The 16,682-nt window shown below is 30.5% G+C and carries 14 protein-coding genes and 2 rRNA genes; 7 read left to right on the forward strand and 9 right to left on the reverse strand.

Features of this window, described 5'->3' with window-relative positions; translation table 11 throughout:
- The 4 genes from EDC42_RS09550 to cgi121 all read left to right on the forward strand — a co-directional run.
- Positions 1 to 201 (forward strand): 23S ribosomal RNA (locus EDC42_RS09550); the annotation flags it as partial.
- A 152-nt stretch (positions 202 to 353) separates the two neighbouring features.
- Positions 354 to 471 (forward strand): 5S ribosomal RNA (gene rrf, locus EDC42_RS06775).
- Positions 472 to 558: 87 nt separating this feature from the next.
- Positions 559 to 2,031: a (R)-citramalate synthase gene (locus EDC42_RS06780; RefSeq protein ID WP_091699873.1), complete on the forward strand. Its 1,473-nt coding sequence runs from the start codon at positions 559 to 561 to the stop codon at positions 2,029 to 2,031.
- A gap of 8 nt (positions 2,032 to 2,039) precedes the next feature.
- Positions 2,040 to 2,531 (forward strand): KEOPS complex subunit Cgi121, encoded by a 492-nt coding sequence (gene cgi121, locus EDC42_RS06785; RefSeq protein WP_245988582.1) that lies wholly within the window; start codon positions 2,040 to 2,042, stop codon positions 2,529 to 2,531.
- On the opposite strand, the gene EDC42_RS06790 is transcribed toward cgi121, so the two are convergent.
- The 7 genes from EDC42_RS06790 to EDC42_RS06820 all read right to left on the reverse strand — a co-directional run bounded on the left by EDC42_RS06790 (position 2,515) and on the right by EDC42_RS06820 (position 8,539).
- Positions 2,515 to 3,468: a DegT/DnrJ/EryC1/StrS family aminotransferase gene (locus tag EDC42_RS06790; protein WP_245988584.1), complete on the reverse strand. Its 954-nt coding sequence runs from the start codon at positions 3,466 to 3,468 to the stop codon at positions 2,515 to 2,517. The genes cgi121 and EDC42_RS06790 overlap by 17 nt on opposite strands.
- 2 nt (positions 3,469 to 3,470) lie before the next feature.
- Complete coding sequence (locus EDC42_RS06795; protein WP_123833431.1) at positions 3,471 to 4,643, reverse strand: Nre family DNA repair protein; 1,173 nt, start codon at positions 4,641 to 4,643, stop codon at positions 3,471 to 3,473.
- Positions 4,644 to 4,696: 53 nt separating this feature from the next.
- Positions 4,697 to 5,623 (reverse strand): glutamine-hydrolyzing GMP synthase, encoded by a 927-nt coding sequence (guaA, locus tag EDC42_RS06800; protein WP_123833450.1) that lies wholly within the window; start codon positions 5,621 to 5,623, stop codon positions 4,697 to 4,699.
- Between the two features lies 1 nt (position 5,624).
- Entirely contained in the window at positions 5,625 to 5,882 is a 258-nt protein-coding gene (locus EDC42_RS06805; protein WP_123833432.1) for a hypothetical protein, read from the reverse strand.
- An 8-nt stretch (positions 5,883 to 5,890) separates the two neighbouring features.
- A complete protein-coding gene (locus EDC42_RS06810; RefSeq protein WP_123833433.1) occupies positions 5,891 to 6,448 on the reverse strand; it encodes a GMP synthase subunit A in 558 nt (185 codons plus the stop codon).
- A gap of 378 nt (positions 6,449 to 6,826) precedes the next feature.
- Positions 6,827 to 7,741 carry an NAD(P)/FAD-dependent oxidoreductase gene (locus tag EDC42_RS06815; protein ID WP_123833434.1) on the reverse strand — a complete coding sequence of 305 codons (915 nt, stop codon included), beginning with the start codon at positions 7,739 to 7,741 and terminating at the stop codon, positions 6,827 to 6,829.
- Positions 7,742 to 8,107: 366 nt separating this feature from the next.
- Positions 8,108 to 8,539 (reverse strand): zinc ribbon domain-containing protein, encoded by a 432-nt coding sequence (locus EDC42_RS06820; RefSeq protein ID WP_123833435.1) that lies wholly within the window; start codon positions 8,537 to 8,539, stop codon positions 8,108 to 8,110.
- Positions 8,540 to 10,282: 1,743 nt separating this feature from the next.
- On the opposite strand from EDC42_RS06820, the gene EDC42_RS06830 reads away from it, so the two are divergent.
- The 3 genes from EDC42_RS06830 (at position 10,283) to EDC42_RS06840 (ending at position 12,904) form a co-directional block, all read left to right on the forward strand.
- Positions 10,283 to 11,032 carry a zinc-ribbon domain-containing protein gene (locus EDC42_RS06830; protein ID WP_069574057.1) on the forward strand — a complete coding sequence of 250 codons (750 nt, stop codon included), beginning with the start codon at positions 10,283 to 10,285 and terminating at the stop codon, positions 11,030 to 11,032.
- Between the two features lie 14 nt (positions 11,033 to 11,046).
- Complete coding sequence (locus tag EDC42_RS06835; protein ID WP_123833436.1) at positions 11,047 to 12,087, forward strand: hypothetical protein; 1,041 nt, start codon at positions 11,047 to 11,049, stop codon at positions 12,085 to 12,087.
- A 64-nt stretch (positions 12,088 to 12,151) separates the two neighbouring features.
- Entirely contained in the window at positions 12,152 to 12,904 is a 753-nt protein-coding gene (locus tag EDC42_RS06840; RefSeq protein WP_083234830.1) for a double zinc ribbon domain-containing protein, read from the forward strand.
- Positions 12,905 to 13,494: 590 nt separating this feature from the next.
- On the opposite strand, the gene gatE is transcribed toward EDC42_RS06840, so the two are convergent.
- Both gatE and gatD read right to left on the reverse strand, forming a co-directional pair.
- Positions 13,495 to 15,360 carry a Glu-tRNA(Gln) amidotransferase subunit GatE gene (gatE, locus tag EDC42_RS06845; RefSeq protein WP_069574039.1) on the reverse strand — a complete coding sequence of 622 codons (1,866 nt, stop codon included), beginning with the start codon at positions 15,358 to 15,360 and terminating at the stop codon, positions 13,495 to 13,497.
- A 9-nt stretch (positions 15,361 to 15,369) separates the two neighbouring features.
- On the reverse strand, positions 15,370 to 16,680 hold the full coding sequence (gatD, locus tag EDC42_RS06850) for a Glu-tRNA(Gln) amidotransferase subunit GatD (RefSeq protein WP_069574035.1): 1,311 nt from the start codon (positions 16,678 to 16,680) through the stop codon (positions 15,370 to 15,372).
- Between the last annotated feature and the right edge of the window lie 2 nt (positions 16,681 to 16,682).

A 16,682-nucleotide genomic window follows, 5' to 3' on the forward strand; every position in this document is an offset into this window, starting at 1 on the left:
GTTGTCTGATAGGGCATTGCCGGGCAGCTACGCGCTAGGTGATAAAGGCTGAAAGCATCTAAGCCTGAGGTATTCCCTGAAAATAGATTGCTTAGAACATGAGTAGAAGACTTGTTTGATGGGGTAGGGATGTGAGCTTCGAGGTTTTTTTTATCCGAGTTGTTGAGTCCGCTGCTTCCAATTGTTCGCTTGCATTATTTTAAAGTTTTAGTTACAAATTATATTTTTGAATTAATATTTTTATGATTTGATATAATTTGGTTAGGTGTTAACAGTAAGGGTGAAAGTTGTACGTGTTAAATTATAAATTTATTATTGATTTATACTCATATGTGATGTAAAGATATTTTTGGTATTGCGGTCATGGCATGGGGGTTATACCTGGTCTCGTTTCGATCCCAGTAGTGAAGTCCTTTTGTGTTTTGTTTGTGTACTATGGTTTTCTATGGGAATTTCATTTCGCTGCAAGCCTTCTTTATATTACAATTATTATACTTACTTTTTTTGACGATTTTTATATAGCTTAATACATCTATTGCATAATTTTTGGTGATTTTTTTGAATATTAAAGTATTTGATACTACATTACGTGATGGAGAACAGACTCCGGGTGTTTCTTTAACTCAACAAGAGAAATTAAGAATTGCAACTAAGCTTGATGAGATTGGTATTGATTATATTGAGGCAGGTTCTGCTATTACTTCAAAAGGAGAAAGAAAATCAATTAAAGGAATTGCACAACAAGGTTTTAATGCAGAAATATTAAGTTTCTCAAGACCTTTATCAGTTGATATTGATTATTGTTTAGAATGTGATGTTGATGGTGTTAATTTAGTTGTTCCAACTTCTGATTTGCATATTTCTGATAAATTAAAAATTACACGTGATGAATTAATTCAATTGTCCAATAATGCTGTTGATTATTGTAAGGATCATGGTTTAATTGTTGAATTATCAGCAGAAGATGCATCAAGAAGTGATACTGATTTTTTAAAATCTGTTTATCTAAGTGCTATAAATCATGGTGCTGATAGAATTTGTGTTTGTGATACTGTAGGTATATTGACACCAGATTCTTCATTTGAATTATTTGATAAATTAAATGAGGATATTAATGTTCCTATTGCTGCTCATTGTCATAATGATTTTGGTCTTGCTGTTGCTAATACTTTATCCGCCTTGAAAGGTGGTGCAACAGAATTCCATTCAACTATTAATGGTATTGGTGAGCGAGCGGGAAATACTTCTTTTGAGGAATGTGTTGTTAGTATTGACAGATTATTGACAAATTTTTCAACTAATGTCAATATTCATGAAATTTATGATATTTCTAAATTAGTTGCCAGATCAACTGGTGTGTATATTCAACCTAATAAAGCAATTGTTGGTGAAAATGCATTTGCTCATGAATCAGGTATACATTCTGATGGCATTATTAAAAATTCTGCAACATATGAACCTATGACTCCTGAACTTGTTGGCCGTAAACGTAAGTTTGTTATAGGAAAACACATGGGGACTCATGGTTTGGAGAATAGACTTAAAGAAATTGGTTTATCAGTTAATAAAACTCAACTTCAACAAATTTGTAATGATATTAAAGAGTTAGCTGATAAAGGAAAAACTGTTACTGATGTTGATTTACATGTAATAGCGGATAATGTTTTAGAGATAAATCATGAGGATAGGATTAAACTTGATGAGTTAACTATTGTTTCCGGAAATAAGATAATGCCAACTGCATCGGTTAAAATAACTTTTGATGATGAAGAAATTCTTAATGCTGGAGTCGGTTTAGGTCCTGTTGATGCCGCCATTAATGCTGTTAAAACAGTTGATGCATTCAGTGATGTTGAATTAATTGAGTATCATGTAGATGCTATTACTGGCGGTACTGATGCATTCATTGATGTAATCATTAAATTACAAAAAGGGGATAAAGTTGTATCTGCTCGTGGTACGGAACCGGATATCATTAATGCTAGTGTGAAGGCGTATATTTCTGGAGTTAATAGATTATTACGCGATTAGGTGTTTACATGTATATGGAAAATATTCAGATTTTAGGTTTAAAGGGTACTATTGATTCAGTTAGTGAAACACTTAATTTAATTGATGGTATTAAAGAAGATAGTGAAATAATCCAACTTTTAAATGCAGATTCCATTGCTTCAAGAAATCATATAATTCATGGTGTTAATCAAGCGATTCTTGCTTTTGATAGATGTGAAAATTTAGCTAAAGATTTAAGTGTTGAAATTGTTCTTAGATGTTCTGCCCAAAGGCAGATTTCAAAAGCATTTGAAATTTTAGGTTTAAAAGAAGGATACATGAATTTATGTGCAATTTTAGTTAATAGTAAAAATCATACTTCTGAATTATCTGAAATATTCTCATTAGATGATAATGTTTTTATTCCAGATGATGAGATTTTAATGAAAATCTATAAAATTAGTGATATTGAGATAAAAAACATGTCTCTTGAAGATATTATTATTGACAGAATTACAAAACTCACTGTAAATTATTAATTTCCATTTCTTCAATTATTTTATCTAAATGCTCTTTTTTAAGGCAATTGTAATCAAGATTTTTAATTTCAATTGATATTGCTTTTTGTTTCACACGATTATAATTGGGGCAAGTTGTAATAAATCCACTTTTATCGGTAGTTAATTTTTTTTTCAAATTCCAACCAATTGCTTTCGCATCATCATGCAGTATAATTACATTAACACCTCTTTTATTTGGATGTAATGCATTATTAATATATTTTTTTAGATAGTTTGTAGCATTTACTGTAAGATTTAATTTTTCTGCAATATTATCAAGTTCACTATCTATACCACTACATACAATTTCTGATGTTTTGCTTAATTTTTGGGGCATTAAATCTTCTTTGAAAATTTCACTTTCATTGCTTGCAATAAAACCGCCCTGACCAACATTGATTATTTTAGGTGATCCTGTTGATGCAAGTATTATATCCGAATATTTTCCAAGTTTTTTTTCACTATCTCCAATTCCGGCTGAAGCATCTTCGATTGTTAGAATATTATTATTTTTACAATACTTTGCAATTGATTTAGTGTCTTGCTCGGCACAGTATCCGGCAAAACTAGTATAAATTAATGCAGAACCTTCTCTTAAATCCAGTTCATCAATATATTTAGGGTTAATTAAACCTAAATCTGTTTTTAATGTAATGATATTCTTATTTAAGAATTTTGCAATCTGTTTAAATCCATGCCAACCTCCTTGATCAGGAATGATAATGTCTCCTTTAATAGCTGAAAGTGCAATAAAAATACTGTTATTTCCACTTGAAGTAATTTTAACTTCTTCCTTTTCGGTTAACCTTTTTATTTTTTCTGTGCATCTTTCTTCAAAGTTTATATTGGTTTTACCTAATGCAACTTTAGACATTGTTTGTCTTGTTTTCTCTGAGGGGGTTTTAAATTTAAACATAATTATCCACTTTTAAAGTACATATCAAGTGTGGTTTGTTTTGTATGGAGCATTTCATTCATTAAAGTTCCCTGTTTTACATATCTATTGATAGGTATTCGAAGTTTAGTTCCTGCGTATTCAAGACATGATTCTAGGGTTTCAAATTCTATGTATGGTCTTTGCATTGCTTCTTTTATGTTTTCTCTTACATTGAAAACACCTAAAGGCACATAACCATCATAAGCTTCTCTTAAAATTAAAAGCCCTGATTGTTTTTTGATTTGCATTAAATAGTCTAAGACTACCATTTTTGCAGTATAATAACATCCACCAACAATTGAATACTCTTTTTTACCACCATTTGTTTCATAATCTGAAAAGATTAACTCTTCATTTTTCATTAATCTAATAAATGCTTCATACCATTCGTATTGCCATTCTGTAGGTGTTAAGATAATTACATAATAATTGTTTAGAGCACCAAATTCAAAGACTCTGTATGTATCTAATTTTTCGAATTTTCTTACCTTTTTTAAAAATTCATCTGCAAGTGTCGAATCACATGCTGTAATGGACCAGCGAGTTGGAACAAGTTTTCTTTTGTTTTTAGTCCCAATAGCACCAACCGAAAATGCTTTCTGCATAGCGGTAAATGGCACATCTTTATTGTGAAGATTAACAATTGCATCAGTTGATTTTAAATCTGTATCATAAAATGTTTTTTCAAGTTGCCTATCCCATTTAACTGCATCAATATCAAATTTTTCAATAACTGCGCTTGGACCATGAGGCATACTGTCTTCTGTAAGCACGGATCCAGTTGGTCTTCTTCCAAAGGTCGCTTCACTATCAATTGATTTGGATGCAAGTGATATGTCTTGAAGTTTTTCAATAAACGGATTTTCTAAATCATCAATTTTTATTAATTGCTTTCCACGTACAAGATTCATTCTATAATTAATAATTTCATCTTGTGTTTTATTTTGACCAATCCAATCTTCTGGTGTGTCCATGATAGATGTGTCTCCCATTTGTGAACTCATCATTGGTCCAGCATATACTTTTGGATATGACCATCTTCCAATAAACACTGATGGTGGAGTTGTTCCTTCAAGATTTTTTCCAACTTTAACGGATTTCATTTGGATTTGTTCCGTTAATTTGGCAAGATAAGCATTTTTAGTAGTTTTCATTTTATCTTAGGTAAAAAAATAAAAAGGAAAATATCATTTGGTTAAAATAGTATTTAACAGAATTCAATGGTTGCAGGTGGTTTATCGCTTACAGATAAAGCGACATGGGTAACTTCAGAAATTTCTGAGGTAATTCTTTTTGATATAGTTTGAATAACTTCCCAAGGAAGTTCAGCGACAGATGCAGTCATAGCATCAATAGAGTTAACTACTCTAACTACAACTAAGTATCCAAAGTCTCTTTGATCTCCTTTAACACCGGTAACTTTGGTGTTGGTTAATACGGCAAAGTATTGCCATACATCTTTATCGATACCTGCAGCTTCGATTTCATCACAAACAATTTTGTTTGCTTTTCTGCATACTTCAACATTTTCTTTTGTAAGTGCTCCGACAACACGCACGCCAAGACCAGGTCCCGGAAATGGTTGTCTGTAAACTGTAGATGCAGGTATGTTGAGTTCGTCACCGATTTCTCTTACTTCATCTTTGTATAAGTCACGGATTGGTTCACATACTTTCAATTTCATTCCACTTGGAAGGGCTAAGTTGTGATGGGATTTAATTTCACCTTTAGTTTCAATCCAGTCAGGAGCAATAGTTCCTTGTACTAGGAATTTAGCACCAGATTTAATTGCTTCTCTTTCAAATACATCTACAAATATTTTTCCGATAATTTTTCTTTTTAATTCCGGATCTTCAATACCATCAAGAGCATCCATAAATTCATCAGAAGCATCAACAAATTTTAAATTCAATCTATCTTTAAAAGTATTAGTTACTTGTTCAACTTCCCCTTCTCTTAAAAGACCGTGATCCACAAATACTGCGGTTAAATTATCACCAATAGCTTCTTGCACGAGGACAGAACATACTGAACTATCTACTCCTCCAGATAATGCAATAATTGCTTTTTCATCACCAATTTGATCCTTAATTTTTTGTATTGAATCTTCAATAAACTCTTTTGGGCTTAACATTTTATTCATCATCCTCTTCTTCGTAATCCTCGATGAACTGTTTGATTATAGTTTCAAGACCATTGTCATTTCCTGATTCAATAGCTTCAAATATTTCATCAAATTTAACATATTTTTCTAATTTTACAGATTTTTGTCCAATTCCAGAAATTCTAAAACTGTATTCTTCGTCTCCAATTTGAACGTTTATGGATTGTTTTTTTAATCCGATTTTAAATTCATTTGCTTTATCTCTTAAATCATCAGCATTATCAATCATTGTTACACCTATTTTTTACAGATTTTATAAAAATTATTAAATATTGCTTCTCCTTTTGGAGTGTGATGTACTTCTGGGTGGAATTGAATTCCATATACATCTTTATCTTTATGTTTAAATGATTCAACATTGCATAAGTTAGAACTAGCCAAGATTTCGAATTCATCGGGAATTGTTTTCACTTCATCTTTATGGGATGACCAAACATCGATTTCAGGAGCTAGGCCTTCGAATAAGTTTTCATCATTCTTAATATCAATTTTAACTTGAGCATAACTTTCAGTATCTGAAGTAGTAACTTCTCCTCCGTAAACTTTAGCAATTAACTGATGACCAAGGCATATTCCTAAAATAGGTATGTCAAAATATTTAATGTATTCTTCACTTAAACCAGCATCTTCTATTGATGGTCCACCACCTAAAATTAATCCAATAGGATTTTCAGCTTCAATTTCTTCAATAGATAAATTGTTTGAAACTAATTTTGAGGGAATCTTTAAATATTGTAAACTTCTAGCGATTCTATGGTTATATTGGCCTTTGTTATTAATTACTAAAATTGTCATATTATACTCCATGAAAATATAATAATATTATTTTTAGTTTTTTTATTTATTATAGTTTATTGAAAAATGGCACTTTCAAAAACTTGTCTGATAACTAATTTTTTTCGATTAATATTTCATTAAAAAAGAAGAAGCTTTTTGTAAAAAACTTGCAGGTATTTAAATCACCTAAGTTTTTGAAAGAGTCAAAAGTTCCTTAAAAGTTTATATATTATATGAAATAAACCAATGTTACATGGAACTTAAAGATTTAATATTTGTTATTGCTGCAATTTTAATAGCAGTAGTTTTACTTAAAATATTTTTCTGGTTATTGCCAGTGATTGTAGTATTAATAATTGCATTCTTTATTTATGTATACTTGCAAGATCGTTATAACTAATTTTGAATGTCTTCAAATGCGGAAGTTGCAGCAACTGCACCTTCTCCGCAAGCTACAACCCACTGTTTTAAACCAATGCAAACATCACCTATTGCATATACATAGTCAATATTAGTTTTTTGAGATTTGTCAATTATGACATGTCCAGATTCATCTAATGTGACTCCTAATTGATATGCAAGCTTTGTGTGAGGCATATAACCGACACTAATGAAAACACCATTAGTTGGAACTTCTTTCATTTCGTTAGTTTCATTGTCTTTTAATAAGACAGATTCAACAAGCATATCACCTTTTATTTCTTCAACGGTTGCATTTAAAATTGTTTTAATGCCTTCTTTTTTAATCATATCCTGTAAGTGTTTTTGGGCTCTAAATTCACCTCTTCTATGAATTAATGTAACATTAGCTCCAAGATTATTCAAGTATAACGCTTCTTGAAGAGCGCTGTTTCCTCCACCCACCATTACAATGTCACGACCAGCAAAGAAAAATCCATCACAAGTTGCACAGTAACTAACTCCTTTTCCTCTAAATTCTTCCTCACCTTTCACATTTAATTGCCTATGTGAACTTCCAGTTGCAAGAATAATAATTTTTGATTGATAAGCGTCTTTATCTGTTTTAACAGTGAATCTGTATTCATCATCTGTTCTTATGATTTCTTCCACATTTTCCATTTCATGCAAATCACAGTTTTTAATTGCTTGTTCTTTCATTTTCTCTACTAATTCAAGTCCTGAAATTTTATCAAAACCAGGATAATTTTCCATTTCAGGAACTTCACGGCCAAGTCCGCCTGCCAGGTCTTTATCAATTATTAAATTTTTAGTTCCTTGACGGCCGGCATATATTCCTGCAGTCAACCCACCAGGTCCTGCTCCGATAATGATGATATCATATTGATTCATTTTAAAACCTCTAGTTTTATTTATTGAACTAAATATTAATTAAAATTATGCATTGCTTATTAAAGTTATAATCGTGATTTTTTATGAAAAGAGTATATGATTATATGTATTTGATAGGTATCCAATTGGTTGAGTTTTTAATGATGTTGTAAGTCACTAATGTTCTTTTTCCATTATTCACTTGTTGCAATAACTGTTTAAAATGACATATAGGCATATAATGAATGTAGGAAGCGCAATATATGTAATAAAAAGAAAATTTAACGGAAGAAATCATAGTAAAAATACAAAATTCCAATAAGGAAACAAAAGATATATTTTATAACATTTACAGAATAATACAAATATTTTAAAGGGGAGGGGTTTCTACAATTTGCTTATTAAAAAATAAGATACTGCAAATAATAATGCTATTGCGATTATATGAACAAAATGTTTAGAAGTGGTGAAATTGTTTATATCTTCAAGTAAATTTGGATTTTCCTCACCATTTGCTCTTTTGACATCTATGTATGTTTCATATATTGCATATATCCAGAGTATTATTGCAATTATAATGAATATTTGAAATTTTCTCATACGGTTGGATATTAATATGAAAATAAAAAGTATAATTCCTTTTTTCTTATTTCCTGCATAATATATTCCTAAACCCATCAAAAAAATTGAAAGGAATAATGCAAGATACATATTCTTCTCTTCAGTTATTTTGTTGTTTGGTTTTTTAATTTGGTTTCCACAATTACTACAAAATCGTGTATTATCTGGAATTTCTTTACCACATTTTTCACAAAACATATTAACTAATTTATTAGACTTTTTATATATTATTTAATAAATTTTTTCAGATTCTTTCAAAAACTTTGTTGATTTTCAACTTTCCTAGAAACTTAAGCTTTTTTTTGATTTTTTTATTTTATACATTATTTTCCTCTTGTTTTATTTGATTCTTTAGTTATTTATTTTAATAGTTTATTGAATAGTTTTAATTTATTTATGCATTGTTTTAATAATCATTTGTAGTTTATTTTAAATTTTTAGTTGTTATTAATATTTATATGTGCTTGAAGTTTTTTTTGTCACGATTTTTAATAATTATGGGGTCGAATTCATGTATTCCTTTGATAAATTTGTTAAAGAATTTAGATTATTTGAGTATTTTATATCAAAAAAATAAAATTACAGAAGAGAATAGATTCATTAGATATAAAAATGACTCAAAAAGAATATAGGGCATATATTCTTTCTCAAATAAGCTGTACTGGCTATAATTGAAACTATTAGATTTTTAACGTTAATGATGGATAAAGATTTTTAAACGATTTCAAACCGGGTAATTGGAAAACAACGAATGTTCATTGACTCAAAAGTATTTATTGATATGTATGAATGTTTTATTGACAAATTATATGGTAAATTTTCGGAATTTTCCAAATATAAAGGATATATCATTGTATTTGTGAATTGGAGCATTGTTGATCTTCTCAATGTTACTTTAACCAGAAAAGGATTCTTTTTGGATGATAAAAACTTGTTTAAAGAAAAAAATTCGAGAAAGAGGCTCATGCTTTCTAGACATACATTCAAAACATATTTTAACAGCTAAAATAGTTGAAACAACAATAAATGAAGTAAATTTAATAATCGAACATTTAAAGAATCTAAATGAAAGATTTGACATAAAAAAATTAATTACAATCTATAATCGAGGATATCATTCCATTGAGCTGATGGTGAAAACAATCGATTTAGGCTCTAAATTTTTAATAAGGCTGCCAAAAAATGTATTTAAACACCAAAATCAAACAAATGATGAAATAATAAAATAAACCTAACAATCACATAGCATTAGTAGATATTAGAAAAATAAATAAAGAATACTTGCAATAAATTTAATACCAGAATAAATCACAACTGATGATTTAAAAGAAGTATGTAGTAAAAATATTGACAGTTGAAACAGGATTCGACAGATTAAAAAAATCTAATTGAAATTGAAGATTTCAGCGGGATCCGAAGAGAAAATAATCGAACAAGATTTTCCGCTCACATATTTGTTTATAATATTGCAATAACAATAAAAAATCATGCAGAAAACAATATAACAAAAACACTAAGAAAAAAGAATTTATCAGTCGAATTTCGCAAAAATAATGGGAAACATATATTCTTCGACTTAATATTTGAAACACAGATGAAAAAAAGAGAAATAATCAATTTATTGTTAATGAACCCTCTAAATAATTAACGCAATACAAAGAAAATCAATAGAAATATAACACGTTATTAAACAAGTAGAGTTAATAAAAAGCTTCACCTAAAAAATCTTAAGTTTCTAGGAATGCAAAATGTCCACAAATTATAAATATCTTTCATTATAAACAAACTCCTATAGATGATGTTGTGTAAATAAAATACTTAACATGTGTTTTTTTATGCTTTAAATTTGGAATATTCGCATTATGCAAGTACTACAACAGGTAATATACTTTGATGTTACACTTCTGAAAATTTAAACAATCTAATTGTGGGGCAGACAATATGAAAATGTGCAATCGTTGCGGTGCAGAAAATAAAGATAAAAGTAATTTTTGTTCAAACTGTGGTGCTATATTAAATAATCCTAAACCTACTCATAGCTATGATAAAAAATTAATAGAACGATTTATGGATGCTAATATAATTCTTAAATTAATCATAATCATTGTTGCAGTTTTTGTATTTTTTGTTGCTTCAGCATGGATAGGGCATATTTTTTTTGGAATGCCTTTGGAATTTTATACTGAGGGAGATGCAACTTATCATTTATCTCAATTTAATAAATTGGACCTTGATGGTGATGGCAATCTTACTTTTTATGAAGTAAAAGGTTTAGCATCAGATATTTCGCAGGATAATCTTTCAGGGATATTTGATGCCGCCGATAAAAATAACAATGGTGTTTTAAAAGGATCTGAATTTGATGGCTATCTTCAGTTTATTGATAAATATTATAAAGAATTAGGAAAGCAGCAAAAAGCTGAAAGAAAAAATTCAGCACAACAAAAAAGTAGTTCTTCTTCATCAAGTTCTAATCCATCATTTCAAGATGAGGGACATGAAATCTGCCCAGTGTGTGGTGGAAATCAATTTACTGAATTTTACAATTCACAATATGGTGAAATGAATTGGCAATGTGATTACTGTGGTGAAATATTTCGCAGTGATGATGAGTTTTATATAGATTATTGGGAATCAAATGGCATTAAGTGTATATTGCCTGCACTGGAGAATAATTTAGATATAATCTAGTATTGGATGATATTATGGAAGATGAAATTGTTTGTCCTAAATGTCATAAAAGAAATGATCTTCATAAATTCTGCATTTATTGTGGTCATAAACTGTTGGATGATGATCAGATTGGATTAATTCTTGATAATCCTGAACAGTATTGTCTTAACTGTGGAAGACTTGTTAAGAAAGGCCAAAAGAAATGTGAATGCGGATATGAATTTAGTGATATAAACTGTCCAGAATGCAATTCAAAAAATTCATATACAAACAGATTCTGCACAACATGTGGAAAGAAACTTTGGACATCTAATGTGTATAATTATAAATATTCTAAACATCTTTTTGAAAAGCATATTCTGAAGGAAGTGTTACCATATTCATTACGTAATACATCATTATACCAACGTCCCAAAATGGATTTTACACTTAATCATTTATTGTATTGCAATGAGTATCTTAATGGATTAAAAAGCGCTAAATCTAAAATAGATGAGTATTTATGTGAAATAGGTTCAAGATGGAAAGTTGTTTCTCCTAATTATTGTATAAATTGTATTAATATAATAAAGCCGGATGAATGCTCCTGTACAAAATGTGGATCGATTTTATTTGCGGATAAAAAAAGAGTTGATTGTCTTCAAACTAAAAATAAATATGTTAAACCTAAATTTGATAATGTGGAATTGAAATGGACTTCAAAATTTTCTAATGATTATTTAGATTCTTTAGCTCCTGCAATCGGCGAATCACAGTTTGAATATAGGGAGAGACTTAAATGGGAATTTGCTGAAAATAATTATCATAAAATAAGCATAATTGGCGCAATTGACCGTAAACGGAAAGATGAAGGCCGTAAAAGACAGATAGAAGAGCGTAAAAGACTGGAAGAAGAATATATAAGGCAATTTGGAGGAGGTTATTGTAGTTCAAGTTGCAGATATCACTACGAAGAAATTATAACTCCTCGCGGGATAAGTGCTGATTATACTGATGATATGTATGGTGTTGACTATTGTTGTAGGTTAGGACATTTTGTATCTCATGGAAGTTTTTGTAAAGATTATGAATAGTAACATGAAAAAATTAATTGTTAATTATTTAAAACAAAATAAATAAGTTATGGAGGGTTAAAAAATGACAAATAAGATATGTTTTGAATGTGGAATTGAACAAGATGATGCATTCAATTACTGCATAAATTGTGGGGCATTACTTTCTAATGAAAATGATGATTCATTATCAAACAGTAATGAATATAGATTGCCAGAAGATATTGAAAATCAAAATGATGAATATGATAATCTCAATGATGTAAAAACTTGTCCTAAATGCGGGATTGAACAGGAAATTTTTGCTAAGTTCTGCAGAAATTGTGGGGCTTCATTTTCCAGTGAAAATAAGGATGAAATCACAATTAGATGTGAGTATTGTGGTGCTGAGTTAAATGATGAGGCATTCTGTCCTGATTGCGGAAAAGCCACTGGCATAACAATATGTACAAACTGCAGGCAAAAAATAGTGAATGAAGACTTTTGTTCTATTTGTGGATATCAAATTAATCATAAAATTAAAATATGTGCTAATTGTGGAAGTAAAATCGATGCAATGGCTAAAGTCTGCGCACATTGCGGTGCAAAAATAATTAAAAAAAATCCTCTTATAGCATTAGGTTTTTCATTTGTTTTCCCAGGATTAGGCCAATTATATAATAATCAAAACCATAAAGGGTTTATTCTTATTATTGCTAATATAATTTCTTTTATATTGTGTTTTATTTTTATTGGAATAATATTAGTCATTTTAATATGGATATATGCAATGTATGATGCGGCCACTTCTGCAATAGCTATAAATAAGGGAGAAATTCTCGAGGACAAACTCTTTTAAATTTAAATATATAATTTGTTAAGAAGTCGTATACTCTGATTATTTCATAAATTAAAGCATAGCTATTGATTATTTTGAAATTATATTACTATGAAATTTATGAAGAATGCGTGTTATATTAGCTGAAGATTTTCTGGTGAATATTTACATTTTGAATTCATGTAATTTTCATATTGATTCAGAAATTGATAAATGGAATCATCAATACTGAAGTAGTATATGAAAAAATAGCTGTGGAAATAACTAATCAAATAGGTTGTAGTTTATATGTTAATTTTTTAGAAAAGAGAGATAATAGGTGTTTAACTGATGCATTAAACACCTCGTGTTTTGAGGAAAATTATGTATTTTGGCAGATTTTTAATTTTCCAACGACTTGTTGAATTAGAGAAATTGTGTAAAATCTAATTCAACGCATTCTGTTAAATATGGAGATTGTATTATTATTTGACTAATAATATAAGAGAATAATTTAGGTATTCCTAAATTTCATCTCTACTACTTAGTTGGTTGTCATAGTATATAAATGTATCTATTTTTTTAGGTTAACCTAAAAATTTTTAAAAAAGAAGAAAATTTAGGAATGTTTCCTAAATTAATTTTTGAATTTCTGAACGCACAGTTTTGTTAACCATGCCACCGTCAGCTTTTCCTTTAAGTTGTTTCATGCACATTCCCATTAAAGGACCCATAGCTCCCATTTGACGTTCTTTTACCATTCCTTCATTTTTAGCAACAATTTCAGAAATGATTTTTACAACATCATCTTCGCTAAGCATAGTTAAGTTGTTTATCTCTGCAATTTCAGCCACATCGCTTTCAGGTGCTTTAATTGTTTCAATTGCAAGTTTACGCACACTATCTTTTGCAATTTTGCCTTCTGCGAGTAAAGTGAATATTTCTTTAAAGTGATCAAGACCTAACGCGGTAATGTCATGACCTTCTCTTTTGATCTCACGTAGATCATATGCAAGAAGTGATGCTACAGGTGTTGCATCTATGCTAACATCAGCAATAATAGCTTCAAACATGTCTGCCTCTTGTCTTTTAACAAGCTGTGTTGCTAAATCTTCACTTAAATTATATTCTTTAATAATTCTTGCTTGTTTAACGTCAGGCAATTCAGGTAGATTATTTGAAATAGGTTCAATTCTATCAGCAGTAATTTTAAACAACGGAATGTCAGTTTCAAGATACATCCTATTTGCAGTTGGAAGGGGTCTCATATATTCAGTATTGCCATCTTCTAATGCTTTACGGGTTTCTTCAACCACACCATCTAGGCCAAGTGAAGCTCTTCTTTTAACTTCTTCAAGTGCTGATATTGCAATATCTTCATCGTGAGCTACAATAATAAACGCATCATCCTCACCAATGTTTAAGTAATCAGTCACGTTATCTACTTCTTCTTGGGTAATTCCGTATGCCGGTAACTCATCAGAGTGGAAAATACCAGATACTCCACGTTTTTTAGCATAGCTTGCAATTTCACTACCAAATCTTCTTCCAGGTTGCACTTCCCGACCAATTAAACCATCATAACCTTTTAAAACCACTGCTTTAATAGTTTCGGCCGATTTTAATATTTTGGATTCAGTGTCTTTGAATAATTCATCTAAATCATGGATTTCATCTAATACTTCTGCATTTCTAGCTACAAGTTCTTTTTTAATGTCAATTAAAACTAATTGCCTTTGGATTTCACGGTTTACAATTTCTGCCATTAAATCCAAGTCCTGCACACCTTTAATCTCTACACGTGCGCCTTCGGCAATGGAAATATTTAAATCTTGTCTGATAGTTCCAAGACCTCTTTTAACATTGGTGCTTCGCAATATTTGCCCAAGCATGTATGCAACTTCACGTACTTGATCAGGATGGTGCATTGAAGGGTCTGTTGTAACTTCAGCAAGAGGTATGCCTAATCTGTCTAATCTAAATTCAGTAAATCCATCTTTGGTTTCAATTCTTCTTGCCGCATCTTCTTCAAGACCAAGACTTTCGATTACAACTTTTCCGTATGGTGTTTCCAAGTATCCATCAGTTGCAACCATACCTGTCCTCTGGAACCCACCAGTGTTACTTCCATCAATAACCTGTTTTCTCATTGTATGGAATTCATCAACAATGTGCATGTTCATTAAACAAGCTATTGTAATGCAAATGTCAAGCGCTTCTTCATTTAAACTGTGAGGTGGTTCATCGTCATTTTCAACAAGGCAGGTATGTTTTGCGAAGTTTTCGTATTTGAAATTTAAACCTCTTAAAGATTCTTGAAGTGCGGCTCTATCGATTTCTCCAAGTTCTGATTGGGTTGGTCTTAACTTTCTTTGAACTATTCCGTCAAAATCATCATCAACAAGTTCTGTTTTACAAGGACAGAATAATTTATGTTCACTGTTTAGTTGTTGGTGAATTTCAAGTCCCATTTTCAATCCTAATTTTTCATAATCCATCCTAATCACCTAGTTTAAGAAATCTTTAATGGAAGATTTTTCACTAAATTCACCTGCAATATCTTCATGCATAATTTCTTTTACTTCATTGTAACTGTCACTTTGACCTAATGCCCAACATAATTTTACATAAGTAGTTTCAGGTGTCATGTCTACTCCGGAAATTACGCCAGAATCAATAATATTGCGTCCAGTTGAATAAACATTCATATTCACTCTTCCATATAGGCATTGTGAAGTCATAATGACCGGAATATTTTCATCTCTTGCTCTTTTAAATGAGTCAATTAAGTCATTGGGAACATGTCCAAGACCAGTTCCTTCAACAACAAGGCCTTTATATCCATTATCAATGTGATATTCAATGTAATCAGAAGAAATTCCCGGGAAACTTTTAATAAATCCAACCTTTTCTTCAATATTTGCATTTAATTCTAACCCATTTACACCACGTTTGGTGTATGCATAATCCGGGTTAATGTTAATTTTTTTGTTTTCAATTTTAGCTATTGGTTGGGCATTAATACTTCTAAAAGTATCTCTTCTTGAGGTATGCATTTTTCTGACCTTAGTTCCCTTGTGCAAGTAAGTGTATTTGTCATTTAAGCTTCCATGCATGCATACACATACTTCTGCAATGTCAGATTTTGCAGCAACAACAGAATCAATCAGGTTAATGTTGGCATCGCTTGAAGGCCTATCTGAACTTCTTTGTGCACCAGTTAATATAATTGGCACTGGGGTTTTTAACATAAAACTTAATGCAGCTGCCGTATAATGCATTGTATCAGTACCATGGGCTATTACAACACCATCACTTCCATTTGAAATGTCATTAGCTATTTCACGAGCTGCTTTTACCCAGTATTCTGGTTTCATATCCTCACTTAATATATTATATAATGCTTTAACATTGTAGTTGGCATAATCCAATAATTCAGGATTTGCTTTTACAAGGTCTGAAGCTGTAAATGCCGGATGCACCGCTCCAGTCCTATAATCAATAACGGAGGACACTGTACCTCCAGTTGAAACAATTGAAATATTCTGTTTTTTTGGATCTGCTGGAATTTCACTTTTTCCAAATCCGATTTTAGGTTTTTCACCTTTTTCAATTAACTCAGCAGCAGTATTCTCAATAGCTACTCCAATGTTGTATCCGCTGGATAATTTCAAGACTAAATATCCATCATCAGCATCCTCGGGCCTATCAAGTAAGATACCAGTATAGGTGATATCTTCCTTGTTTACTTGGATTTTATCCCCTATGCTTAAACCATAGGTTTCAATAAATTTCTCAGCATTTTCTTTGTAAGTCATTA

It is taken from the genome of Methanobrevibacter gottschalkii DSM 11977 (assembly GCF_003814835.1).
GTDB classification, from domain to species: domain Archaea; phylum Methanobacteriota; class Methanobacteria; order Methanobacteriales; family Methanobacteriaceae; genus Methanocatella; species Methanocatella gottschalkii.